The sequence below is a fragment of the uncultured Sulfitobacter sp. genome (genome assembly GCF_947500075.1).
Lineage (GTDB): Bacteria > Pseudomonadota > Alphaproteobacteria > Rhodobacterales > Rhodobacteraceae > Sulfitobacter.
The window spans coordinates 42,811-66,573 of sequence record NZ_CANMQS010000001.1 but is presented as its reverse complement, the minus strand read 5'-3'; the positions used below and the strand labels follow the sequence as shown (position 1 = coordinate 66,573).

Annotated in this window: 20 protein-coding genes; 10 read left to right on the top strand and 10 right to left on the bottom strand. The window is 62.7% G+C overall.

The genetic code is table 11. The features are described from left to right. Position 1: 1 nt before the first annotated feature. The 7 genes from mdoH to Q1A91_RS00285 all read right to left on the bottom strand — a co-directional run bounded on the left by mdoH (position 2) and on the right by Q1A91_RS00285 (position 9,418). Complete coding sequence (gene mdoH / locus Q1A91_RS00315; protein WP_299871154.1) at positions 2–1,876, bottom strand: glucans biosynthesis glucosyltransferase MdoH; 1,875 nt, start codon at positions 1,874–1,876, stop codon at positions 2–4. Beyond that, complete coding sequence (locus Q1A91_RS00310) at positions 1,873–3,402, bottom strand: glucan biosynthesis protein (RefSeq protein ID WP_299871151.1); 1,530 nt, start codon at positions 3,400–3,402, stop codon at positions 1,873–1,875. Before Q1A91_RS00310 ends, mdoH begins: the two co-directional genes overlap by 4 nt. After that, complete coding sequence (locus Q1A91_RS00305; protein WP_299871149.1) at positions 3,399–4,652, bottom strand: OpgC family protein; 1,254 nt, start codon at positions 4,650–4,652, stop codon at positions 3,399–3,401. The genes Q1A91_RS00310 and Q1A91_RS00305 overlap by 4 nt, the downstream gene beginning before the upstream one ends. A 21-nt stretch (positions 4,653–4,673) precedes the next feature. After that, entirely contained in the window at positions 4,674–6,023 is a 1,350-nt protein-coding gene (locus tag Q1A91_RS00300) for a tetratricopeptide repeat protein (RefSeq protein ID WP_299871146.1), read from the bottom strand. Between the two features lie 177 nt (positions 6,024–6,200). Further along, positions 6,201–7,403, bottom strand: a complete 1,203-nt coding sequence (locus tag Q1A91_RS00295; protein ID WP_299871143.1) for a CaiB/BaiF CoA-transferase family protein — start codon at positions 7,401–7,403, stop codon at positions 6,201–6,203. Continuing rightward, positions 7,390–9,006: a thiamine pyrophosphate-binding protein gene (locus Q1A91_RS00290; protein ID WP_299873624.1), complete on the bottom strand. Its 1,617-nt coding sequence runs from the start codon at positions 9,004–9,006 to the stop codon at positions 7,390–7,392. The genes Q1A91_RS00295 and Q1A91_RS00290 overlap by 14 nt, the downstream gene beginning before the upstream one ends. 97 nt (positions 9,007–9,103) lie before the next feature. Beyond that, a complete protein-coding gene (locus Q1A91_RS00285; RefSeq protein ID WP_299871141.1) occupies positions 9,104–9,418 on the bottom strand; it encodes a DUF3775 domain-containing protein in 315 nt (104 codons plus the stop codon). Between the two features lie 482 nt (positions 9,419–9,900). On the opposite strand from Q1A91_RS00285, the gene Q1A91_RS00280 reads away from it, so the two are divergent. Next, a complete protein-coding gene (locus tag Q1A91_RS00280; protein ID WP_299871138.1) occupies positions 9,901–11,064 on the top strand; it encodes a CAP domain-containing protein in 1,164 nt (387 codons plus the stop codon). A gap of 94 nt (positions 11,065–11,158) precedes the next feature. On the opposite strand, the gene Q1A91_RS00275 is transcribed toward Q1A91_RS00280, so the two are convergent. Further along, positions 11,159–11,725 (bottom strand): GcrA family cell cycle regulator, encoded by a 567-nt coding sequence (locus Q1A91_RS00275; RefSeq protein WP_299871135.1) that lies wholly within the window; start codon positions 11,723–11,725, stop codon positions 11,159–11,161. A 549-nt stretch (positions 11,726–12,274) separates the two neighbouring features. Here Q1A91_RS00275 and Q1A91_RS00270 point away from each other — a divergent pair. The 3 genes from Q1A91_RS00270 to Q1A91_RS00260 all read left to right on the top strand — a co-directional run bounded on the left by Q1A91_RS00270 (position 12,275) and on the right by Q1A91_RS00260 (position 15,524). Beyond that, positions 12,275–13,450 carry an aspartate aminotransferase family protein gene (locus Q1A91_RS00270; RefSeq protein ID WP_299871132.1) on the top strand — a complete coding sequence of 392 codons (1,176 nt, stop codon included), beginning with the start codon at positions 12,275–12,277 and terminating at the stop codon, positions 13,448–13,450. Positions 13,451–13,531: 81 nt separating this feature from the next. Continuing rightward, positions 13,532–14,437: an ornithine carbamoyltransferase gene (argF, locus tag Q1A91_RS00265; protein ID WP_299871130.1), complete on the top strand. Its 906-nt coding sequence runs from the start codon at positions 13,532–13,534 to the stop codon at positions 14,435–14,437. 49 nt (positions 14,438–14,486) lie between these two features. After that, positions 14,487–15,524, top strand: a complete 1,038-nt coding sequence (locus Q1A91_RS00260) for a 2-dehydropantoate 2-reductase N-terminal domain-containing protein (protein ID WP_299871127.1) — start codon at positions 14,487–14,489, stop codon at positions 15,522–15,524. A gap of 9 nt (positions 15,525–15,533) precedes the next feature. On the opposite strand, the gene Q1A91_RS00255 is transcribed toward Q1A91_RS00260, so the two are convergent. Both Q1A91_RS00255 and truA read right to left on the bottom strand, forming a co-directional pair. Continuing rightward, positions 15,534–15,983, bottom strand: a complete 450-nt coding sequence (locus Q1A91_RS00255; protein WP_299871123.1) for an NUDIX hydrolase — start codon at positions 15,981–15,983, stop codon at positions 15,534–15,536. Between the two features lie 91 nt (positions 15,984–16,074). Continuing rightward, complete coding sequence (gene truA, locus Q1A91_RS00250; protein ID WP_299871122.1) at positions 16,075–16,851, bottom strand: tRNA pseudouridine(38-40) synthase TruA; 777 nt, start codon at positions 16,849–16,851, stop codon at positions 16,075–16,077. Between the two features lie 86 nt (positions 16,852–16,937). Between truA and Q1A91_RS00245 the strand changes: the two genes are divergently transcribed. From Q1A91_RS00245 to Q1A91_RS00220, 6 genes are all read left to right on the top strand, one after another. Next, positions 16,938–18,353 (top strand): YcjX family protein, encoded by a 1,416-nt coding sequence (locus Q1A91_RS00245; protein ID WP_299871119.1) that lies wholly within the window; start codon positions 16,938–16,940, stop codon positions 18,351–18,353. Then, complete coding sequence (locus Q1A91_RS00240) at positions 18,350–18,787, top strand: GNAT family N-acetyltransferase (protein WP_299871116.1); 438 nt, start codon at positions 18,350–18,352, stop codon at positions 18,785–18,787. Before Q1A91_RS00245 ends, Q1A91_RS00240 begins: the two co-directional genes overlap by 4 nt. Beyond that, positions 18,787–19,785: a YcjF family protein gene (locus Q1A91_RS00235; RefSeq protein WP_299871113.1), complete on the top strand. Its 999-nt coding sequence runs from the start codon at positions 18,787–18,789 to the stop codon at positions 19,783–19,785. Before Q1A91_RS00240 ends, Q1A91_RS00235 begins: the two co-directional genes overlap by 1 nt. Positions 19,786–20,097: 312 nt before the next feature. Beyond that, entirely contained in the window at positions 20,098–23,007 is a 2,910-nt protein-coding gene (gene ileS / locus Q1A91_RS00230; protein WP_299871110.1) for an isoleucine--tRNA ligase, read from the top strand. Next, on the top strand, positions 22,988–23,233 hold the full coding sequence (locus Q1A91_RS00225; protein ID WP_299871107.1) for a DUF3253 domain-containing protein: 246 nt from the start codon (positions 22,988–22,990) through the stop codon (positions 23,231–23,233). Before ileS ends, Q1A91_RS00225 begins: the two co-directional genes overlap by 20 nt. Before the next feature lie 50 nt (positions 23,234–23,283). Continuing rightward, a complete protein-coding gene (locus Q1A91_RS00220) occupies positions 23,284–23,739 on the top strand; it encodes a methylated-DNA--[protein]-cysteine S-methyltransferase (RefSeq protein ID WP_299871104.1) in 456 nt (151 codons plus the stop codon). The last annotated feature ends 24 nt before the right edge of the window (positions 23,740–23,763 follow it).

Here is a 23,763-nt window from a genome sequence, read left to right as displayed (position 1 = left end):
GCTATTCCGCAGCAACTTCCTGCGCGTCCAGTTGTGTCTTGATCTGGCGGCGCGCCTGCCGTGCGTGTGCCACGATCGCGGGCTCGCGCAGGGTGTGCGGGCTGGCCATTTGCAGGCCGTCGGGAAGGTGTGTGCCCACCGCGACACCAGAAAGGGCAGAGAGCGGTACCGCCAGGACAAGGCTCGCCATGATGGGCAGCAGCCAGAGGGAGACAAGGCCCGCCATCAGCCCCGCAAGCAGCAGCAGGCCGAACAGCGTTTCAACCCAGTGGAACTTTGCTAGCGTCCAGAGCGGATAGCCCCGCGCGCTGCGCTGTTGCGGGGTCCAGGGCTCGGACCGGGTGAAGATCGCGCGCAGCACCGCTTTGGTCTGCTGGATCATCATGACGGGCGCATAGGCGATGGAGAGTGCAACCTCGACCATGAAGGCGGTGAAGAACGTGGCATAGCCGCCAAAGGCGCGGGTGGCGCGGGGGCGGGCGGCGATAAGGGCGGCGGCGGTGACCTTGGGGGTCAGCAGCATCGCGTACATGATGACAAGGAAGACTGCGCTGTCGATGTGGCTCATGGCGGGGGGCCAATCGGGGAAAAGTGGATTGGCCTCGTTAAAGTAGCGGATGACGTTGGTCTCACTGTCGATGCCGAGCAGGGACCAGATCACCAGCAGGACGAACCATGCGGGCGACAAAAGGTAGGCGACAGCGCCGTGCAGCAGGTGAAAGCGGGAGACCGGGTGCAGCCCGGCGGTGCCCAGAAGGCGCAGGTGTTGCAGGTTGCCCCGGCACCAGCGGCGGTCGCGCAGGGCGTAGTCGATCAACGTGCAGGGGGTTTGCTCAAAGCTGCCAGTGACGCGGGGCAGGAAGCGCACGCGCCAGCCTGCGCGGCGGAGCAATCCGGCCTCTACAAAATCGTGGCTGAGGATCAGGTCGTCCTTGCCCCCCAGCCGTTTCAGGCGGGGCAGGCCCGCGCTGTCGGCGAAGGCGCGGGTGCGGATGATGGCGTTGTGGCCCCAATAGTTGCCTTCGGTGCGGGCCCAGAGGGCGAGGCCTTCGGCCAGCAGCCAGCCGTAGGCGATGTTGGAGAATTGTTGCAACCGGGCAAAGAGCGTGTCGGCCCCGATCAGGACCGGGAAGGTCTGGATCAGGCCCGCATCGGGGTCAGCGGAGAGTTCTGACGTCAGGCGTTCGATGGCGCGGCCGGACATGATGCTGTCGGCATCCAGCACCAGCATCGCCTCATGCGCCGCCCCCCAGCCGGTGATCCAGTCCACGATGTTGCCGACCTTCTTGTCGGTGTTCATCGCGCGGCGGCGGTAGTGGACGTCGATGCCTGTGGGGGCCTCGGCGCGGAGGCGCTCGAAGGCCTGCCACTCCTGTGTGGCGATGGCCTCATCCCGCGTGTCCGACAGGATAAACAGCGTGTAGCGGTGCGGCACCGGGCGGCGTGCCAGATCACGCAGCATGGCGGTGGCGTTGCCAAAAACGTCGGCGGGGACCTCGTTGTAGATCGGGACCAGCAGGGCAACATTCATGGGCGCCACGTCGCGCGGGGCGCGGTCGTCAGCCGTTTGCCGCGCGGAGAGGCCCGCGATGGCAACACCAACGGTGGAGACCGACAGCGTGACCCAGACGAAGGTCGCGCCGATCATGGCCAGCAACGCCCATTCAAGCCCGGTCATGCCCGCGCTCATCAGCCAGCCATAGAGGCCCCAGACCAGCCATGCGGTGATCATCAGCGCGGGCAGGAACACCGCCCAACGCCAGGGGCTGCGGCGGGTGGTCTGACGGGCGCGCGGCGTGCGGGGGCAGACGGCAAGGTTCTGCGCCTGCATCTCCAGCGGGGCCTTGGGCGGCATGGAGGCGGGCAGATGGCTCATGCCCTGGTCCACCGGTAGAGCCAGACTTCGCTCAGCGGCTCCCCGTTCAGGCGCAATTGCGCGCGGAATTCGGCCAGCGTGGCCTCACCCGGCTGAAAGGTGAAAGCAAGGCGGGGGCCATTGGTTTCGGGATTTCTTTGCACGATGCCGGGGGTGGTCTCTCCGGTGCTGCTGCGCAGAATGATCTCGATCTCGGACAGGTCTTCGGGCACATCCGGGCTGTCAGCAAAATCTATCGCGATGATCTGCCCGCCTTCGGGGCGGCCGCCCATCGCGGTGTTGAGCACTTTGACGGGGACACTGGCAGACGGGGCCACCGGGTCTGCGCCCCAGTCGAGGGTGTAGGTCAGCTTATGCGCCTCGCCTGCCTTGAGACGCTGGGAGGGCCGCCAATAGCAGACGATGTTGTCGTAGATTTCCAGATCGGCGGGGATTTCCACGAGGGTCACCGACCCCGCGCCCCAGCCTTCGCCCGGTGTGATCCAGACGGCGGGGCGGTTGTGGTAGAGCGCTTCGAGGTCGTTGAAGTCGGAGAAGGCGCGCTTGCGCTGGCACAGGCCGAAGCCGCGTGGATTGTTGTCCGAAAACGCGCTGACCTGCAGGGTCAGCGGGTTGGACAGGGGCCGCCAGATGACTTCGCCCGCCCCGTTGTGGATCAGCAATCCGTCGCTGTCATGCACCGCCGGGCGGAAGTCGGAGAAGCGTTGGCGCATGGTGTCGTCGAACAGAAACATTGACGTCAGCGGCGCGATGCCCAGATGGGTGATGTCCTCACGCGCGAAAATCTCGGCCTCAACGGCCATGCGCAGCACGGTGCCGTGGGTGATCTCAAACCGGAAGGCACCGGTGCAGGAGGGGCTGTCGAGAAGCGCGTGCAGGATTTGGGTGCGCGCGCCGGGGGCGGGGGCCTCCAACCAGAAGGCGGTGAAGTCGGGGAATTCCTCCCCCGAGGGATCGCCGGTTTTGAGCGCGAGGCCGCGCGCGGACAGCCCGTAGATTTCGCCGGTGCCGATGCCCCGGAAATAGCTTGCCCCTTGGAAGACGGCATATTCCTGAAAGATGCCGGGTTTTTCCAGCTCCGCGCGCAGGCGCAGGCCGGAATACCCCAAGGTCTCGTCAATCTCGACGTCGGGGAATTTATCGGTGGTATCAAACACGCCCATGTCAAAGCGCAGCGGACGGGCGGTGTTGGCCTCGACCACGTTCACTTCGACCGCCTGCGGAAAGTAGAGACCCGGCGGGAAGACATCGACGCGCTGGGGGCGGTCGGTGTTTTCCCACAGCGCATTTCGGGCATCGAACCAGATTTTGCGATACTGGTCGTAGGTCAGATTGCGCCAGCTTTCTGGGATTTCGGGGCGCGGTCTATAAGGCTCTGCTGCCATGGCGCGGGCGCGGGTGCGCACGGTGGTGGCGTCAAAGGCCGTGCCCTCATCGCCGAGGCGCAGCCCCGGTTCTTCGGCCAAGGCGGCCGTTGGCACAGCCGCCAGGGCGGCCAGCGTTTTGAGGACATCGCGGCGGATCATGCGGGGGCCTTAGCGCGCCAGGGCTGGGATTTGAACCAGCCGGCAGCATAGGCCACGGCGATCAGCACTGAGCCGCCCATGGCATTGATCAGAAGGGTGGTGCCTGTGTCGCGGCCCATCACGTCCATGCCAAACCCCATCAGCCGGGCGGTGAACATGGAGACCACGAAAACCGCGAGGCTTTGCTGGCCGACCTTGAGGATGATGGCAAGGATGCGGGTCCAGATGCGCGAGAGCAGACCTGTGCCCGTGGCCATCAGGCGGCTGCCTTTGTCACCCGCAAAGACCCATGCGAGGTAGGCGAGGGCCAAGAAATGCACATAGCGCAGGATGCCGAAATCGGATTTGTCGATCAGCGGTTTGTAGGCCACGCGCCAGTCGCGGGCCCAGTCAAAGCCGAACTCTCGCACGCCGATGTTGGACAGCGGGATGTTGGCGATCACGATGAACGCCGCGATGCCGATCAGCAGGGAGGTGACGGGCGGTTTGGGCAGCCAGCCGCGCATGAAGGCGAAGCCGGTGAAGAAGATCAGCTGCCAGCCGAAGGGGTTGAAGAACCATGTGCGATCCGTCCAGGGCTCAGCCGGGAATTCGAAGTGGTAGGCGCCAAGGCCCACGGATTGAAGCAACGCGGTTTGGCCCATGATCCACACGAAGCCCACGAAGGCTGCGACCAGCCACAGGTTCACGCGGGCCAAGAGCATGATGATGGGCATGATCAGCAGGACGATCATATACATCGGCAGAATGTCGAAATAGTTCGGCACATAGCGCAGGGTCATGAAGCTGAGCAGGATGTTGGAATTGTCCCATTTGTCGCTCTCGACAAACATCATCCACAGGTTCAGCTGGCCCCAGTAGTTGCGGCCCGTGATATCGAGTTCCGTCAGGTAGACGGTCAGCGCCAGCGTGGCAAAGAACAGCCCCACATGCGCCCAGTACACTTGCCAGACGCGGAACAGGACCCGCGCCGTGCCCAGCACCCAGCCCGCGCGCTGAAACGCGCCGCCGAAGGCGATGGCGGAGGCCATGCCGGAGCAAAAGACGAAGATCTCTGTCGCATCCGAAAACCCCCAGCGCGCGGGAATCCAGGAGGTCAGGAAATTGCCGGGTGTATGGGCGATCAGGATGATGAACATCGCTATGCCCCGGAAGAAGTCGAGCCGGATGTCGCGCACACGCGCCGTGGACTGCGCACCAAGGGCAGTCACGGGACGGGAGGGAACCTGAGCAGGATCGGCGAGGGTCATGGCAGTGCAGTCTTTCAGGCCTTACTGGGCGGGGATACGCCTTGCGCGGGACAGCTGCTCAAACCGGGTGGCGGCAAAGCGGTCCTCGTGACCGGCGCGCAGTTTCAGGCGGGCCAAGAGGATCTGTTCCGTTGCGTCGAAATGACCTGCACGCAGGCCCGCGTCAATGGTCATCCGCTCAAACACGTCGCGCTGGGCGTGGCTGCCGCCGATGGTTGGCATTTTGGGGCGTGCGGTGCTGAGCTGAACAAAGGCGTCACCGTAGCGGCCTTCGGCAAAGGCGTTGAGCCCTGCAAGGGCGCTGAGGCCGGGGTCGGCCACACGTTCGGCCATGTCGCCGGTCTGACGGGCATCACGGGCGAACCGCGCGGACATGGCGCGCGCGGCGTCCCCCTTGGCGGCACCGGCAAGGGCGAGTTGATAGTGCAAATCGGCAAAGACTACGCAGCCGTCGTCAATGCGATTTTCCGCAAGTGCGCCCAGCTCATCCCAGCGGTTGCCGACCTCCATCCCCTCCAGCTCCAGCCGCATCAGCAGGGATGTGGCATTGGCGATGTCGCGGTAATCGTCGGTTTTGTCCGCGCGGATTTGGCTGTCATAAAGGGCGAGGGCGATGTCGCGTTCGCCCCGGTCCATGTGCAGCAGCGCCTTGTGCCACCAGACGTGGTAGCGAAAGTTGTTGGAGCCTTCCCAGGCGGCGGTGTTGCCTTCGATCAGGGCGATGCCTGCGTCCGGTTCGGCGCGCATGTCATGCACGTGGGCCACCGCGTGCAGACCCCAGGCGTCGTCGGGGGCATGGATCAACCCTTCGAGACCCGCGCGTTCCGCACCTGCGTAGTCACCTGTTTCTTCGAGGGAAAAGGCGTGGCATCCCATCAGGTAGCCACGCAGCGGGTGGTCGGGGCCGTGGGCGTGCAGCACCCGCTCAACTGATCGGCGCATCCCCGGCGCATCGCCAAGGATAAACCGGATGGCCTGACTGGCCTTTGCTGAAAGCGTGTCGGAGGGGTGTTTGATCAGGGCCGTTTCCAAGGCGGCAATCGCGCCGGTCGGGCTGTCGGCAAGCCAGGCGTCCAAAGCATTGATCCAGCCTTGTTCACGGGCACTGACAGGACCTGCACTGCGGGCGTGGTGTGCCGCGGTCCGGGCATCTTCGGCCACCTGCCACATCTCTGCCCGGCCCATCATCAGCGAAAACAGACCCCGTGCGGCATGGCCCATGGCGAAATCCGGTTCGGCCTCCAGCAGGGCGCCAAGGTGCTGCGGGGTGCTGGGACCGTGGGCCAGAAAGGCGCGGATCATGTTGTTCCAATGGGCAAGACTGTCAGCGGAGGAGAAGCTGACGGGTGATGCGCAAACGTCTGTTGTCATGGATCGGCCTTTCAAGGTCATCGCGGTGTGTGGAGGGAAGATAGCCGCAAAGGCCTGTGTTTCGAACGGCGGAGGGTCTGCTCACACGTCAACGTGAAGCGCACCGCATCTTTCGTGAGCGTTTATGACGAAGGGAGGCGGTTTGCCGCGCAATTCGAAGGGTTTGGCGGGGAATTTTCAGCGCGGGGCGTCTGATTTGGGTCCCCATGTTTCAAGCACCTCATCGGTGTCCTGCCTAAATCGGGGTGGGGCGCGGTCATACCTGACCGGCGTGGCAGAGAATTTGAGCGGATTGCCGAGGAGCTGAACCGGCGGCGCGTCCGGATCGGGCAGGTCAAGGGTAACCACCGCGCCGCGCGCCTGCGCCTGCGGGGAGGAAAGTGCCTCCCCAATCGTATGGATCGGGCCGCAGGGGACGTTCACGTTGTGCAGCCTGTCCAGCAGCGCTGCTTTCGGCAGTGCGGCCATGGCAGGAGAGATCAGCGGCATCAGGGCTTCGCGGTTTTCAATCCGGCCAAGGTTGGTGACAAAGCGCGGGTCTTGCGCAACGCCGGGGATCTCAAGCGCGTCGCAAAAACGTGCAAATTGCGCGTCATTGCCCACAGCCAGCAGGATATGCCCATCGGCGGCGGCAAAGGCATCGTAGGGCACGATGTTGGGATGGGCATTCCCGCGCCGCACCGGGTCCTGTCCTGAGATCAGCGTGTTCACCCCTTCGTTCACCAGCCACGCCATCGAGGCATCCACCAGCGCCAGATCAATGTGCTGGCCTTCGCCTGTCGCGTCGCGGTGTCTGAGGGCGGCAAGGATGCCGATGGTGGCATACATCCCGCACATCACATCCGCGATCCCGACACCCACTTTGGTCGGCGCGCCGTCCGGGTCGCCGGTGATCGACATGATCCCGCCAAAGCCCTGTGCCATCAGGTCATACCCCGGCTGGCTCCGGTTTGGCCCCGTCTGCCCGAAACCGGAGATGGAGCAATAGACAAGGCCGGGATGCGCACCCAGCAGGGTAGCATGGTCAAGACCGTATCTCTTCAATCCATCGGGTTTGAAATTCTCGATCACCACATCGGCGCGGGCGGCCAGATGGCGCAGGGTGCGCTGGCCTTCCTCGGTTGCGATATCCACCGCGATGGAGCGTTTGTTGCGGTTCGCGGCCATGAAATAGGCGGACAGATCGGTTTTCTCGCCATTGGCATCTGTCGCATAATGCGGGCCCCAACCGCGCGTGTCGTCGCCATTGGTTTGCGGGTTCTCGACCTTGATGACCGTGGCACCCAGATCGCCCAGCAGTTGGGTGCAGGTGGGACCGGCGAGGATACGGCTCAGATCCAGAACGAACAGCCCGTCGAGCGCGCCTTTAGATACGGCCATCATAAGCCTCCCGGTCGATCACGGCAGCGATGACGGTGAACGTGTCCGCCGCCACGGCATCCTTCAGGGCGTTTTCCAACCCGGCACGGTCCCGAACGGTCACGCCCGCGCCGCCAAAGGCGACTCCCATGGCGGCAAAGTTGTGCTGGGCGAAATCTACGCCGACGTTGGCAAGTTGCCGCTCGCGCTGTTTCTTTTCAATCAGTGCCAGCGAGGCATCGACAAAGACCACAAAGATCGGTGCGACGTTCAGCTCAATCGCTGTGGCCAATTCGCCCGCCACCATCAGAAACCCCGCATCGCCGGAGAAAGACACCACCGGCCGTTCGGGCGCCGCGAGTTTGGCGCCAATCGCCATCGGCACCGCACAGCCCATGGTGCACAGCGCGGAGGACTGCATCAGGTCACGCGGCGCATAACACTCCCACATCTGGCTGAGCAGGATGCGGTGCGCGCCGCTGTCAGCGCTGGCCAGCGTCTCGCGCGGCAGCACGTTGCGGCAGGTGTCGATGATGGCGGCCGGCCCCCAGTCGTCATCGCGGGGGAAGGATTTGGCCAGCGCGGATTTGAGGCGGTAGATCTCACCATCTTCCCAGGTGTCCTGTGGCGTCAGCCCGTCGCTGAGCGCCTGTAAGGTCGCCGTGCAGGAGGTGACAAAGTTCAGCGTACCCTGGTGCATGTAGTGCAGGTTGGGCACGGCGGAGATGTCAACGACGTTCTGGCGGGCCGGATCCCAGATATTGCGCCAGCCCGGGCGCATCTCAATCGGGTCATAGCCCACACAGAGGATCAGATCGGCGTCTTGCACAAAAGGAACAAGATGGGTGTCGGCCAGCGGGGACAGCCCTGCACCGCCCAGCGACAGCGCATGGTCCTCGGCCAGCAGGCCCTTGGCCTTGTAGCTGGTGATAACCGGAATGTGGTGGTGTTCGGCAAAACGGGTGAGCGCATCCCCCGCGCCTTCGTTCAGCGCATCGACGCCGGCGATGATCACCGGTTTGCGCGCCTTAGCGAGCCAGCCTCGCGCGGTCTCAAGATCCGCGCCTGACGGTGCCGCCGCAGATGCTGGTGCGCGCGGGGCAGGGGCCGCCGCTGCGATCTGGGTGTTCGCCACTGTGATCGGGACATCAATATGTACGGGACCCATCCGGCCTTCGGTGGCAATGGCCACAGCCTTGTCCGCAATGATATGCGCCGCTTTGGCATCGAGGGTGAATGTCGCCTTGGTGATCGGACGGAAAACAGCGCCCTGATCGACAACCTGATGGGTGTAGGTCTGCGCCTCATCCGCGTCCATACACCCCGATAGCACAACAAGCGGGACCTGATCCTGTAGGGCGTTGGCCACCGTGTTCACCCCGTTCAGAGTGCCGGGGCCGATGGTGCCCACCAGAATACCCGGCGCGCCATCGCGATGATGCACCCCTTCGGCCATAAAACCGGCTGCGTTTTCATGTTTGGCGAGGATAAAGCGGATGCCCGCAGCCTCCAGCGCATCGATCAGCGTCAGCACTTCGCCTCCCGGCATCCCGAATGCGGTGCGGCATCCGGCAGCGTACAAACGTCGGGCAAGGGCATCGGCGGCGCGGATGGTGTCGGACATGTGGCGGGCCTTCGGGGTCAGTTCAGGTGGACCCATGAACCATGCAACACGCAAAGGTGCAATTCACCTCTGTGTTGGAAATGTTGCAGCGGTGTGCTCAGAGGTCATCCTCAGCTTCGGTCACATCAATCCCCAGCGCCTCCAGTCCGCTTTCAAGATGCTCGGGCAGGCTGGGTATGCCGGACAGGTAATTTTCTGTTGGCGCAGAGGCCTCGCGGCGCGCTTCCTCCTTGGCGTACTCAAGCTCTTCGGCTTCGAAGCTGCCGCGTCCGATCCACATCACCGCCACGAGGTTGGCCTTTTCATCGTCGTTGAGGCCAGAGATGAAATCGGAGAGGCTCACGCTGTCGGGGCCATATTCACGCGCGAGCATGATCACTCTGACGACTTTCCCGGTACTGATTTCTAGCATTGGACTCTCCCCACATTCCTTGTGTGTTGATAGTTTCGCAGAGAGGTCAGGCGTTGAACAGTCCTCTTTAGACTTGTGTGCAACAGGGCGGACGCCTTTTTGCGCCTCTCACCCCGATCTTGCAATCCACCTCACGTCGGCCCCGAACGTTGGCGAGGCTTGTGCCTGCATTGATGGGGCAAAGCCGATGTGTGGGGACGTGCAACGCCCCTCAGCACAATGACAATCTGCGCGCCTCGCCTCTGTCCCGACAGCTTGGCATGCCTGTTTTTGGTGCACGCTCCAGCAACTCCAGATGATCGATATTACGACAGTGAACATAATATAAGCATCAGATTTCCTAGCAAAAATCCGCAATGGGACGCGCTTCCTTCAAGCGGGCTTTGGCTGATTTTTAGGCGCTGCTTTGCCGGTGATTGAAGAGGTGCGGCAGGGCGCGCTTAGTCGGCACTCCCAGTAAACTGGCAAAGAAAGGACAACCAATGTCACTGGCGAGTACCACCGAAAGACAGATGCTCTATCTGATCAACAAAGAGAGGGCGGATGCGGGGTTGAACCCGCTCGTGCTCAACACGCTGTTGAACGCATCCAGCGAAGATCACAGCCAATGGATGATCGACACGGATACTTTTTCCCACACGGGAGAAGGGGGATCGACAGCAACGGAACGGATGCAGGCTGCGAACTATCCCTTTGAGGGGGCCTGGACCTCGGGCGAGAATATCGCCTGGCAATCAGAACGCGGACCGGATGGGATATCGGATGACGTTGTACAACTGCATCAGGGGTTGATGGACAGCCCCGGACACAGGGCCAACATCCTCAATCCCAACTTCACTGAAATCGGGATCGGGATCGAACAGGGCGATATGCGCGGCTTTGACGGTGTCGTCGTGACGCAGAACTTCGCCCGGACTGAGGGTGATACCTCCGACACGGTTGAGACCGATAGCGCACCGGCACCCGAGCCAACCCCGGAGCCGACACCGGAGCCAGCGCCAGAACCTGCGCCAGAACCTGCGCCTGAACCAACGCCGGAGCCCGAGCCTACGCCGGAACCGACCCCGGAGCCGGAACCCGAGCCAAGGCCCGAACCAGAGCCTGAACCCGAACCTGAAATGGTAGGGTGCGATGACGAGGGCATTCAAATCGGCACCGCTGGCGATGATGACATCACGGCGGAAGGGGATTGGGCCATGGTCTTTGCCGACGGGGGCAATGACACGGTCACAGGCTCGGACGGGCATGATTACCTCGATGGCGAAGCCGGTGATGATATGATGTCCGGCGCAGAAGGCCACGACGCCCTGATCGGTGGTGAAGGCAACGACACCATGGATGGCGGTGCCGGGATGGACTACCTCGTTGGCGACGCGGGTGATGATGTCATGACAGGTGGGGCCGATGCGGATTGCTTCGACTTCATCGCTGGCAATGACAGGATCACCGATTTCACCGCAGGTGAGGACATTCTGTTCCTTGATGTCTCACTAGCAGGGGATGGCATGGATGCCGCCGCCATGTTCATGGAAACGGCAGAAACCGTCGATGGCAACACCGTCGTTGACTTTGGGGATGGCAATTCGCTGACCCTCGAAGGCGTTACCGATGTGGCTGACATCGATGTCTTCTCCTTCATGTGCTGATCTGAAACATGGGCAGCACTGAATAGAATAAGGCGCGGCATCGATGGATGTCGCGCCTTTGGTATTGTCGTGGCCGGACCGTTTTCCAGCGGGGTCAGCGACGGCGATCGCGCCGTGACGACATGGGCTGAAACGCCACGCCCACATGCGCTTCGCAATAGGGCTTGCCCTGTTTCACCGGCAAGCCGCAGAACCAGAAATCCTCCGTCGCGGGATCACCTACGGGCCATTTGCAGGTCCGCTCGGTCAATTCCATGAGGCTGATCTTCTTGGCCTTCTTCTCCACCTCGTTGACCTTGGCCAACGCTTCCGGGCTGATCTCATTCGCAGAGGGTTGCGGCGGCAGGGGCTGGCCTGCAGGAATGATCTGCTTGCGCGCGGGCAGGTTCGATTTTGGCGGTGCGGCGGCTTCCGTCTTCATCTCCGGCGCGGGCTTGGGCGCTGGCTTGGCCTTCGGTTCCGCCTTCGGTGCAGGTTTGGCCTTTGGCTCAGCCTTCGCGGCGGTGCCTGCGGTGGCGCGGTTGGACAGACCCAGACGGTGCACCTTGCCGATCACGGCATTGCGTGTCACCCCGCCCAACTCCTTGGCGATCTGGCTGGCAGACTGGCCTTCGCCCCACATGCGTTTGAGGGTCTCAACACGGTCATCGGTCCAGGACATCGTAGCTTCCTTGCTAAAAAGCGGCCCCACTCAACCGGGCCGCTTTGTCAAATTCAGTCCCCTATACTAATGCCTCAGATGGTGGGTGCAAGGGAGGAAGCGCCGCAGGGCTTGCCGAACCTGTCCAAGGGGCACTTCTCCGAGCGTCAATGTCATCGTGCCGGTGACAAGGATCGCGGTCCCCAGCACCGCGCCACCATCGGGCACAACGTTTAAATGGAGCGCGTCATGAGCCGCAGCAATAAGGAGCGCAGCAATGCCGTTGTTCTGTAGACGCGGCTGGAACATGGCTCCCCATGAGCTGCAAAGCGGAACGGTGCAGCGGATGTTTAATGCTTTTCTTCGTGCCGTTTCTGTCCTAAGTCACGCGCATGATCGTATGTGCAACATCCCTTTTGCGACGACGCCAGCGTTGATGCCCGGCGTGCCTGTTTAAGACAGGCCGATCCTGCTGCGTGACCGCAGCCTTTCCCAAACAGACTTGACCACAGCCGCAGGCCATGCCCATTTGGCGTTTTCCTGTGGCCCTTATTTCAAAGGACGACCCCGATGATTTCATCCGTTTTGCCAACCTATTCGCGTGCGCCGCTGAGCTTTGTAAAAGGTGAGGGCGCTTGGCTGATCGAAGCGGATGGACGCCGATTTCTCGATCTGGGGGCCGGTATCGCGGTGAATGCGCTGGGCCATGCGCATCCGGCGCTGGTCAAGGCGCTGACCGATCAGGCGGCGGCGCTCTGGCACACCTCCAACCTCTACCAGATCCCCCAACAGCAGGAACTGGCAGACAAACTGGTGGAACATACCTTCGCCGATACGGTCTTTTTCACCAACTCCGGCACTGAAAGCTGTGAACTGGCCGTCAAGATGGCGCGCAAGTATTTCCATGACAAAGGCCAGCCCGAACGGGTGGAAGTCATCACCTTTGACGGCGCCTTCCATGGCCGGTCCTCTGCCGGGATCGCAGCGGCGGGTTCAGAGAAGATGACAAAAGGCTTCGGCCCGCTCTTGCCGGGCTTTGTTCATCTGCCGTTTGGCGATCACGACGCGCTGACCGCCGCGATCAATGACAAGACCTGTGCGGTGCTGGTTGAACCCATTCAGGGCGAGGGCGGCATCCGCCCGCTGCCTGACGCCTGCCTCAAGGGGTTGAGAGACCTGTGTGATGAACATGGTGTCCTGATGATCCTGGATGAGGTGCAATGCGGCGTGGGGCGCACCGGCCGCCTGTTCGCACATGAATGGGCGGGGGTCACACCAGACATCATGATGGTTGCCAAGGGCATCGGTGGCGGCTTTCCCCTTGGTGCCGTGTTGGCCACAGAAGACGCCGCTTCGGGCATGACCGCTGGCACCCATGGCTCAACATACGGGGGCAACCCGCTGGGCTGCGCGATCGGCGCCCGTGTCATGGACATCATCGCTGATCCTGAATTTCTGGCAGAGGTGCAGCGCAAATCCGCGCTCCTGCGTCAGAAACTTGAAGGGCTGGTGGCCTCACACCCGGATGTTTTCGAAAGCGTGCGTGGCGCTGGCATGATGCTCGGTCTGAAATGCAAAGTGGCCCCCGGCGATCTTGTTGCGGCGGGATATGCTGCCGAAGTCATCACCGTGCCCGCCGCCGACAACGTCGTGCGCCTGCTGCCGCCCCTCACCATCACCGACGCGGAGATTGCCGAAGCGATCACCCGTCTCGACACCGCTGCAGGCAGTCTGACGCCAGCCTGATCTTCCAAATGGTTCAAAAAACCTCGGGGGTCCGGGGGCAGACAGCCCCCGAAAATCCCCACCGACACAAAGCAGACGAACATGACTGATTTTCTCGACATCCACACAACAGACACCGCCGACCTGCGTCACATCATCGACAGCGCGATTGAGGCCAAGGCTGCCCGCCAAGGCCGCCCCAAGGCGGCACCGGACGCGGATCAGCCGCTCAAGGATCACATGGTGGCGCTGATCTTTGAAAAACCCTCCACCCGCACGCGGGTCAGCTTTGACGTGGGCGTGCGCCAGATGGGCGGGCAGACAATGGTGCTGTCAGGCTCTGACATGCAGCTGGGGCATGGCGAAACCATTGCTGATACCGCCCGCGTGCTCAGCCGCTATGTGGATCTGATCATGATCCGCACATTCGAAGAGGCCACCCTGCTGGAGATGGCCGAATACGCCACCGTGCCGGTGATCAACGGGCTCACCAACCGCACCCATCCGTGTCAGATCATGGCGGATGTCATGACCTTCGAAGAACACAACGGCCCGATCAAGGGCAAAAAGGTCGTCTGGTCCGGGGATGGCAACAACGTCTTCGCCAGCTTTGCCCATGCGGCCAAACAGTTCGAGTTCGATCTGGTCTTCACCGGCCCTGAACCGCTGGACCCCGAGCGTAGCCTGGATGGTCTCTACACCACTGTGCGCGATCCCGATGAGGCGGTGCAGGGGGCCGATCTGGTGGTTACGGACACCTGGGTGTCCATGCACGATCCGCAATCCGCACGAGAGCGGCGTCACAACCAGCTGCGCGGTTATCAGGTGAACGATGCGCTGATGGCGCGGGCCAAACCGGATGCGCTTTTCATGCACTGCCTGCCGGCGCACCGGGATGACGAAGCGACCTCCAGCGTGATGGACGGACCACATTCGGTGATCTTTGATGAAGCCGAGAACCGCCTGCATGCGCAAAAGGCGATCATGCGGTGGTGCCTGGGTCGATGAGCCGTGCAGGCGAAGAGGTGGCCGCCACAGCGCGGCTGACCGTCTAGCCATGGCGCGCCCGCATATCGTGATTGCGGGGGGCGGCGGCAGTGCCGGGGCCCGCGGCGCTTATCTGGCCGGTTTGTTGGCCCTGGACGGCTTCCGCGTCACGTTCTGGACCGAAGGCGCGCCTTTGGTGGAACTGCGCGCCCATGGCCTGACTTTGACCGATCATGCCGGCATGGCGCAGCGTGTCGATGTGGATGGGCTGACCTGGACGGATCAGACGGGGTGCTTCCGCCATGCCGATGTTGTTCTGATCACCGCACCTGCCGCGGAAAACCGCGTCCTTGCCGCGCGGATCGAGGCGGAACTGCGCCCCCGCACCGTCGTCATCACCTTGCAGGTCGGTGTCCCGCAGCAGGATCTGCTGACGTCCGATTTGCCCGGATGCGACCTGCGCGGGGGTATTCTGGCCTTTGACGTGCTGGCCTTGGGGCAGGGGTGTTTCTACCGGACGTCCGCCGGGCCAATGATTATTGGCGGCGGGCGTGGCGATCTGGCTGCACGCTTGTGTCTGCCGGGGCTTGATGTGCGCCACAGCCGCGAGGTCGAAGCGCTGCAATGGGGGCGGTTCCTGGTGGACCTGATGGGGGCTGTCAATGCGCTCAGTGGCATGCGCCTGCGGATGCAGATGCTGAACCGTGGGTGGCGTCGGCTGATGGCCGATCAATGGGCCGAAGCACTGGCGGTGCTGGGCGCCCATGGCCTGCGGCCCATTCTGACCACAACCGCACGGCCGGCCGGCACCATCCCGCGTCTGTTGCGCATGCCGACAGCAGTCTTCCGGCGGGTGGCGGATGATCTGCTGCCCCATGCCTCTGCCTTGCGCAGCCCTGTGGCGCAGGATCTGATGCAGCGGGTGCCGACGGAAGGTGGCGCGTTGCAAGGGGCGCTTATGCTGATGGGAGCGGCGCGGGAGGTGCCGACACCGGTTGCGTCCATGCTGTGGGATGTGTTGCAGACGGCTGAGATGGCGCGTCAAGGCTTGCCCGACCTACCGGTCAGAGCCTTGCGCCGGGAACTGGCATCCCAAAAACGGGGATAGACGCGCCGGTCAGAGCGTTCTGAGGATCTCCCGAAGCTCAGGCTCATCGACCAGATTTGCGGCTTCCTTCGGGGCAAACCACGCACGCTCCCGCTCATCCACTTCGGGATAGCTGTCGCGCAGTTTGGTCACATGGGCAAGGTAGACCTCCGCCTCAACCGGGATGCTGTCGCCGTCATTGAGGCCTTTTTCATAGAAATAGGTGCCGATGGGATCGCTGTCGATCTGTGCCTTGCGCACGCCTGCTTCTTCCCATGCTTCCTGAAGGGCCGACTGCGCGCCATCCTTGCCCTCAATCGGCCAGCCTTTCGGCACGATCCAGCGCCCGGTGTCGCGGCTGGTGATCAGCAACACTTCCTTGCCGGCATCACCGTTGCGGTAGCACAGCGCGGCCACCTGCTGGCGCGATTTGCGGGCGGGGCGGCTGGTCGACATGGGGCGGCGGACAGGGCGTCTCATAAGGGCTGTGGATATCTTTCAGGTCTAAATTCAATCGTTTAATTGTGGACGCATACCATTATTTCAAGGCTGGTACAACTTTTGGACCAATTTAAGGGCCTTTTGTGAAAGGATTGTTAACGTATGTGACATGGGCCAGATACAATCCCTGCGGCGGGCAGACCGGCCCGCAGGCGGCGCGGTCACGGGCGGCCAGCGCTGCGGCCATGTCGCCGGGTTGCCATGATCCAGTCCCGACCCGCTCCAGCGATCCGACAAAGCTGCGCACCTGATTGTGCAGGAAAGACCGCGCGCGCACGTCGAAATGGTATTCCCGTCCGCCGGGTGTTTCCACCGCCGCCACCGTCAGATGATCGAGCGTCTTCACCGGGCTTTCCGCCTGACAGACGGTGGACCGGAACGTGGTGAAATCATGCTTTCCAATCAGTATGTTGGCGGCCTCCTGCATCGCGCCAACATCCAGCGTATGTTTGACCTGCCACACCAGCCCCGCCTGATGGGTGGCAGGCGCGCGGCGGCTGAGAATGCGAAACAGATACCGCCGCTCACGGGCGGAGAAACGTGCGTGGAAATCTTCGGGCGCCGCTTCGCAGGCGGTGATCGCGATGGGCTGTGGTTTGAGGTGGTAGTTCAACGCCTCCGACAGCCGGAAGGGGTCCCACGCGTCCTTCAGGTCGCAATGGGCCACCTGTGCCAGCGCATGCACGCCTGCGTCCGTGCGCCCCGCAGCGGCGATCCTGTGCGCGCCGGGCTCGAGTTTGCCCAGTGCTTTTTCGATCTCACCTTGCACGGAACACTGATCGGTCTGGCGTTGCCAGCCGACAAAGGGCGCGCCGTGGTATTCGATTTTCAGGGCATAGCGGGGCATGGCGTCGGATTAGCGATGCGCGCCGCCGCTGGCAATCCCCGCCGCTGCATCCTATTTAGTCTCATGGCACGAAGGGCGGGGCGAATTTGGTACTTTCACGCATTGCCGATGGCATCTGGCGGCAGGTTGAGCAGGTGCAGGATACGGTGTCGGAGACATTCTTTGAACCGGTGATCCGGCTCGGGGTCACCGGGCTGGCGCGGTCGGGCAAGACGGTTTTCATCACCTCGCTGGTGGCCAATCTGCTGGACCGGGGGCGGATGCCGGGGCTGCTGGCCGCTGCCGAGGGGCGGATCGAAGCCGCGTTTCTGCAACCTCAGCCGGATGATACCTTGCCGCGTTTCGAATACGAGCGGCATCTGGCGGCATTGACCGGAACGACCCCCCATTGGCCGGACAGCACGCGGGCGATTTCGGAACTGCGGTTGTCGCTCAAGGTGCGGCCCAACGGGTTGTTGTCGGGTTTGCAGGGGCCACGGACACTGCATCTGGATATTGTAGATTACCCCGGTGAATGGCTGCTTGATCTGGCGCTGATGGAGCGCAGTTACGAAGAATGGTCGGCCGAAACGCTGGCCCGGATCGCGGATCGGCAGGTCGCACAGGCGTTTAACGCCGCGATGGAAGATGTTGATCCTGCTGGGAAACATGATGAGGTCGTGGCGCAAAAGCTTGCTGAGGAATTTGCCGCTTATCTTCATGCGGCGCGGGGCGCGGGATATTCCGATTGCACGCCGGGGCGGTTCCTGTTGCCCGGCGATCTGGCAGGCTCTCCGGTGCTGACCTTCGCGCCCTTGCCGGTGGAGAGCACATCGGCGCGCGGTTCGCTGCACCGGGAGATGGGGCGGCGCTACGAGGCATACAAGCGGCAGGTGGCCAAGCCGTTCTTTCGCGATCATTTTGCGCGTATCGACCGTCAGATGGTCTTGGTGGACGCGCTCGGTGCGATCCATCAAGGGCCCCGCGCGGTGGAGGATTTACGGCAGGCCATGGGAGAGACGCTGGCGGCGTTCCGGCCCGGCCAGAACGGGTTTCTGACCAATCTGCTGTCGGGCAAACGGGTGGAAAAGATCCTGTTTGCTGCCACCAAGGCCGACCATCTGCATCACCAGCAACATGCCAAACTGGCAGCCATCATGGAGGCCCTGACCCGAGAGGCGCGGGATCGGGCACAATATGCGGGTGCGGGAACAGCGGCGATGGCGATTGCATCTTTGCGCGCCACAACGGAGGCGATGATGCCCCATGAAGGCGTGGATTTGCCAGTGGTGCGGGGGACGTTGTTGGAGACGGGCAAGGAAGCGGCGTTTTACCCCGGTGATCTGCCTTCGGACCCCTCACATTTGCTGAACCCCGCCATGGCCGGGGCGCAAAGCTGGCTGGATCAGGACTATCGGGTGATGCGTTTTGCGCCGGCACCTTTGACGATGCGCCCCGGCGATGGGCCGCCGCACATCCGGCTGGACCGGGCGGCGGAGTTCCTGTTTGGGGATCGGTTGTGATTGTCCGCCCGGCACGGTCGACGGATGCAGGGGCTGTCGGTGGTATCCTGTCCGAGTTCATCGACACCACCGACTGGATGCCGCGCATTCATACGCGGGCGGAGGATCTGTCCTTTGCCGGCATGATGATCGCGCGCGGATGGGTGAGTGTGGTGGAGGATAAGGGCGTTGTGGGGTTTGCGGCCTGTGACGGGCCGGACCTGAATGCGCTTTATGTGGCAGGACACGCGCGGGGGCGTGGGATTGGAAGCGCGTTGTTATCCACTTTAAAAGAGAGCCGTAGAACGCTGGAATTGTGGACGTTTCAGAGAAATACACAGGCGCAGAAATTCTATATGCGGCACGGGTTTGTTGAAGTGGCCCGCACGGAGGGTGCGCGCAACGATGAGCGGCTGCCCGACATCCGCTATGTCTGGAAAAAGGAGGGCTTGTGATGGCCAAGGGTCCTGTTCTGTTTGATCTGGAAGACGCGGCTCCTTCGGTCGCGGAAGCCCCTCCGGTGCCGGATCTTGTCGCGGTGGAAACCCCGCAGGGGGCGGCGATGCAGGCGGCAGCGCAGTTTGCGGCACGCAAACCGTCGCGGCTGGTGCGGCTGTTCTGGGGGTTGCTGGTGGCGCTGATCGGTGCAGTGATCTCCGTTGCGGCGTGGAATTTCGTGGCCGACCTGATGGTGCGTGTGCCTGTGTTGGGTTGGGCCTTTTCGGTGCTCCTGGCGGTTTTCCTGCTGGTTCTTGTGGCCATCTCCCTGCGGGAAATGGCGGCGTTTGGGCGGCTGTCGCGACTGGATGGCCTGCGTCACGATGCGGCGACGGCGTTGCGTGCTGCGGATCTGGCGGCGGCACGGGGGGTGACGGACCGATTGGTCGCGCTTTATCGCGGGCGGGAGGATACCCGTTGGGGCCGGGACCGGTTGGCAGAGCTGCGCGGCGATCAGTTGGATGCGGAAGGGATGCTGGGGCTGGTGGAGCAGGAGCTGTTGGTGCCGCTGGATGCGGCGGCGTCACGCGAGGTGGAAGCGGCGGCGCGGCAGGTCGCGACGGTGACGGCGTTGGTTCCCTTGGCATTGGCGGATGTGGCGGCGGCCTTGACGGCGAATTTGCGGATGATCCGACGGGTGGCAGAGATATATGGCGGGCGGTCGGGGTTTCTGGGCGGGTGGCGTCTGACCCGCGCGGTGCTGTCACATATGGTGGCCACGGGCGCTGTGGCGGTGGGGGATGATCTGCTGGAGCCTGTGCTGGGCGGGTCGATCATCGGCAAGCTGAGCAGGCGGTTTGGCGAAGGCATGGTAAACGGCGCGTTGACCGCGCGGGTGGGCGTGGCCGCGATGGAGGTCTGTCGTCCTTTGCCGTTTTCCGCAGGCAAGCGGCCGTCAGTGCGCGGGATCATTGGGCGCAGCATTGGCGGGCTCTTTGGGCGCCGGGAGGCGTGATCCAAAGGAGCGGGCCTGCGCCCGCACGAGATTATTGATTTGGTGCCCGGGGGGCGGGGTCTGCGTCATCGCTGCTGTGGTGTCGGGTTGTGAAGGGCGCGCTGGGATATTTAAGGCCAAAAAGAGGGAAGGGTTGGGACTTGTTTGCGCCTTATGCGCTGCGTATAAGCGCGGCATGACAGGCCTTGCTGCTCGCATCATTCGAATTATATCCCCGGCGCTCTGAGACGTGAGACGCCGGGCAGAGGTGTTTGAGACCATCGCACCGCTCATCTTTCCAATTGAAATACGACCGTGAAAAGGACGCCTGACATGTGCGCCGAGACAACCGATACGCTTGATTACAAATCCACCCTGACGCTGCCGCAGACCGACTTTCCGATGCGGGCAGGGTTGCCCAAGCGCGAGCCGGAATGGCTCAAACGCTGGGAAGAGATTGGCGTATACGACCGGCTGCGGGAGAAGCAGGGGCGCAGGCCGTTTACGCTGCATGACGGCCCTCCATACGCCAACGGGCATCTGCACATCGGGCATGCGCTGAACAAGACGATCAAGGATATGATCGTGCGCTCGCATCAGATGATGGGGTATGACGCGCGCTATATCCCGGGTTGGGATTGTCACGGGCTGCCCATCGAATGGAAGATCGAGGAGCAGTACCGCAAGAAAGGCCGCAACAAGGACGACGTGCCGATCAACGAATTCCGGGGCGAATGCCGGAGTTTTGCCGAGGGTTGGGTGGATATCCAGCGCGATGAGTTCAAGCGGCTGGGGATCACGGGCAATTGGGCGAAACCATACCTCACGATGGATTTCCATGCGGAGCGGGTGATTGCCGAGGAATTCATGAAGTTCCTGATGAACGGGACACTGTATCAGGGGTCGAAGCCGGTGATGTGGTCGCCGATGGAGCAGACGGCGCTGGCCGAGGCAGAGGTGGAGTATCACGACAAGGATAGTTTTACCGTCTGGGTGAAGTTTGAGGTGGATGGCGGAACCAAAGATCTGGACGGCGCGAAAGTGGTGATCTGGACCACGACGCCTTGGACACTGCCGTCGAACAAGGCGGTGGTCTACGGGGAGAACATCTCCTACGGCCTGTATGAAATCACCGGAACGCCTGACGAATGCTGGGCCTCTGTCGGGGACCGCTATCTGCTGGCGGACAACCTCGCAGCGGATGTGCTGGGCCGGGCGCGGCTGGAAGAGGGGCAATGGACGCGGCGGCGTGACGTGAGCGCGGATGAGCTTTCAGGTCTGGGCCTGAAACACCCGCTGGCAGGCGCCGAAGGGTCGGACGGCGAATGGGACGACATCCGCGATTTCCGCGCAGCAGAGTTTGTGACCGACACTGAAGGCACGGGGTTCGTGCATTGCGCGCCGTCGCACGGGATGGAGGAATATGAGCTCTACCGCGACCTGAACATGCTGCAACAGGTGATCACCTACAACGTCATGGACGATGGCCGTTTCCGCGATGATCTGCCGTTCTTTGGCGGCAAGTTTATCCTCAGCCGCAAAGGCGGGGAGGGCGATGCGAACAAGGCAGTGATCGACAAACTGGTTGAGGTCGGCGGTTTGCTGGCGCGCGGCAAGATCAAACACTCCTATCCGCATTCGTGGCGCTCCAAGGCGCCGGTGATCTATCGCAACACGCCGCAGTGGTTTGCCGCGATTGATAAGCCTCTGACGATTGGGAACGATACCTTCACCATCCGCGAACGGGCGCTCTCGGAAATTGATCGGGTGAAGTGGACGCCCAAATCCGGCCGCAACCGCCTGCATTCCATGATGGAGGCCCGGCCCGATTGGGTGCTCTCGCGCCAGCGTGCCTGGGGCGTGCCGCTGACCTGTTTCACCCGCAAGGGGCTGCTGCCGACCGATCCTGATTTCCTGCTGCGCAACGATGAAGTGAATGCGCGCATCGTGGCGGCGTTCGAGGCCGAAGGGGCTGATTGCTGGTACGAGGACGGGGCCAAGGAGCGCTTCCTTGGCAATGTTGTGAACCCTGAGGACTACGATCAGGTGATGGATATTCTGGATGTGTGGTTCGATTCCGGATCGACCCATGCGTTTACCTTGCGCGACCGTGAGGACGGGACGGAGGACGGAATTGCTGACGTTTACATGGAAGGCACGGACCAGCACCGCGGCTGGTTCCATTCCTCGCTGTTGCAGTCCGTCGGTACGCAGGGCCATGCGCCCTATCGCAATGTGGTAACCCATGGATTTACGCTGGATGCCAAGGGTTTGAAGATGTCCAAGAGCATCGGCAACACCATCGTGCCGGAAAAGATCGTGCAGCAGTATGGCGCGGACATCCTGCGGCTTTGGGTGGCGCAGACAGATTACACCGCCGATCAGCGTATCGGGGATGAAATCCTGAAAGGCGTGGCGGATAGCTATCGCCGCTTGCGCAACACCATGCGGTATATGCTGGGTGCTCTGTCTGCGTTTACGGAAGCGGATCGGGTGGACCCTGCGGATATGCCGGAGCTTGAACGCTGGGTGCTGCACAGGGTCGCGGAGCTGGATAAGGTTGTACGCGACGGCTATGCCCGGTTCGATTTTCAGGGTGTGTTTCAGGCGGTGTTCACCTTTGCCACTGTCGATTTGAGCGCGTTCTACTTCGATATCCGGAAGGATGCTTTGTACTGCGACGGTGATACGGCACGTCGGCGGGCGACGCGGACGGTGCTGGATATCCTGTTCCACCGCCTGACCACATGGCTGGCACCTGTGCTGGTGTTCACCATGGAAGAAGTCTGGCTGGAGCGGTTCCCGGGCGAGGGGTCGTCGGTGCATCTGGTCGACATGCCGGAGACGCCGGAGGCATGGCTGGATGCGGCGCTGGCGGCGAAATGGGCGAAGGTCCGTGCTGCGCGCCGGGTTGTGACGGCAGCGTTGGAAGTGCAGCGGACGGAGAAAGTGATTGGGGCCTCCCTGGAGGCGGCTCCGACAGTCTACGTGGCGGACGCGGATCAATTGGCGGCGCTGGAAAGCGTGTCGTTTGAGGATGTGAGCATCACCTCGGATATCACATTGAGCAGCGATGCCGCGCCCGAAGGGGCGTTTACGATGCCGGAGACTGACGGCGTAGCGGTGGTCTTTGCCAAGGCCGAAGGCGAAAAATGCGCGCGGTGCTGGAAGGTGCTGCCGGATGTGGGCAGCCACGCCACGCCGGGGGTTTGCGGGCGCTGCCATGACGCCGTCAGCGGCTGAGATCGCGGCAGAGATTGCGCGACAGGTGAATGAACGGGGGGTGGGCAAGACGATCTGCCCCTCGGAAGTGGCGCGGGCCTTGGTTGCGGATTGGCGGGGCTTGACGCCGGAGGTGCGCTCCGTTGCCGGGGAGATGGCGGCACGGGGAGAGATTGCTGTAACGCAAAAGGGCCGGGTCGTTGATGCCGTGGCGGCGCGGGGGCCGATCCGGTTGGGGCTTCCCTAACGCGCAGGTTTCGGGTTGAGCGGTCCCCTATGCGCGGGCAGAGTGGTGTAATGAAAACACGCTCTGTTGAAACCTCCTTCGGGCCTTTGACCTGCCATGAAAACGACGGTGCGATTACGGCACTGACCTGGGAGTGGCATCCACGGCAAGATGCCTCCGCGCTGCTGGACCGCGCTGTTGCGCAGCTTGAAGCCTATGATGCGGGTGCGCTGGAAGCGTTTGATCTGCCGCTGCGCGTGCAAGGCAGCCATCTGCAACGACGTGTCTGCGACGCGATGCTGGCGATTCCGTTTGGATATACAAAGACCTATGGCGAGATTGGCAAGGCTTTGGGCATTCCGGCGCAGGCGGTCGGGCAGGCCTGTGGCGGCAATCCGATTCCGGTGATCATTCCGTGTCACAGGGTGATGGGGGCCAAGGGATTAACGGGGTTTTCCGGGGCGGGCGGCGTGGAGACGAAGGTAGCCTTGCTGCGCCATGAGGGCGCGGCGGGGCTGTTGATCTGACGTTGCAGGTGGTGCGACACCTGC

Bases quoted from the DNA above. Each gene is read 5' to 3' on its own strand.
- mdoH (WP_299871154.1), bottom strand. From the start codon at position 1,876: ATGAGCCATCTGCCCGCCTCCATGCCGCCCAAGGCCCCGCTGGAGATG.
- Q1A91_RS00310 (WP_299871151.1), bottom strand. From the start codon at position 3,402: ATGATCCGCCGCGATGTCCTCAAAACGCTGGCCGCCCTGGCGGCTGTG.
- Q1A91_RS00305 (WP_299871149.1), bottom strand. From the start codon at position 4,652: ATGACCCTCGCCGATCCTGCTCAGGTTCCCTCCCGTCCCGTGACTGCC.
- Q1A91_RS00300 (WP_299871146.1), bottom strand. From the start codon at position 6,023: ATGACAACAGACGTTTGCGCATCACCCGTCAGCTTCTCCTCCGCTGAC.
- Q1A91_RS00295 (WP_299871143.1), bottom strand. From the start codon at position 7,403: ATGGCCGTATCTAAAGGCGCGCTCGACGGGCTGTTCGTTCTGGATCTG.
- Q1A91_RS00290 (WP_299873624.1), bottom strand. From the start codon at position 9,006: ATGTCCGACACCATCCGCGCCGCCGATGCCCTTGCCCGACGTTTGTAC.
- Q1A91_RS00285 (WP_299871141.1), bottom strand. From the start codon at position 9,418: ATGCTAGAAATCAGTACCGGGAAAGTCGTCAGAGTGATCATGCTCGCG.
- Q1A91_RS00280 (WP_299871138.1), top strand. From the start codon at position 9,901: ATGTCACTGGCGAGTACCACCGAAAGACAGATGCTCTATCTGATCAAC.
- Q1A91_RS00275 (WP_299871135.1), bottom strand. From the start codon at position 11,725: ATGTCCTGGACCGATGACCGTGTTGAGACCCTCAAACGCATGTGGGGC.
- Q1A91_RS00270 (WP_299871132.1), top strand. From the start codon at position 12,275: ATGATTTCATCCGTTTTGCCAACCTATTCGCGTGCGCCGCTGAGCTTT.
- argF (WP_299871130.1), top strand. From the start codon at position 13,532: ATGACTGATTTTCTCGACATCCACACAACAGACACCGCCGACCTGCGT.
- Q1A91_RS00260 (WP_299871127.1), top strand. From the start codon at position 14,487: ATGGCGCGCCCGCATATCGTGATTGCGGGGGGCGGCGGCAGTGCCGGG.
- Q1A91_RS00255 (WP_299871123.1), bottom strand. From the start codon at position 15,983: ATGAGACGCCCTGTCCGCCGCCCCATGTCGACCAGCCGCCCCGCCCGC.
- truA (WP_299871122.1), bottom strand. From the start codon at position 16,851: ATGCCCCGCTATGCCCTGAAAATCGAATACCACGGCGCGCCCTTTGTC.
- Q1A91_RS00235 (WP_299871113.1), top strand. From the start codon at position 18,787: ATGGCCAAGGGTCCTGTTCTGTTTGATCTGGAAGACGCGGCTCCTTCG.
- ileS (WP_299871110.1), top strand. From the start codon at position 20,098: ATGTGCGCCGAGACAACCGATACGCTTGATTACAAATCCACCCTGACG.
- Q1A91_RS00225 (WP_299871107.1), top strand. From the start codon at position 22,988: ATGACGCCGTCAGCGGCTGAGATCGCGGCAGAGATTGCGCGACAGGTG.
- Q1A91_RS00220 (WP_299871104.1), top strand. From the start codon at position 23,284: ATGAAAACACGCTCTGTTGAAACCTCCTTCGGGCCTTTGACCTGCCAT.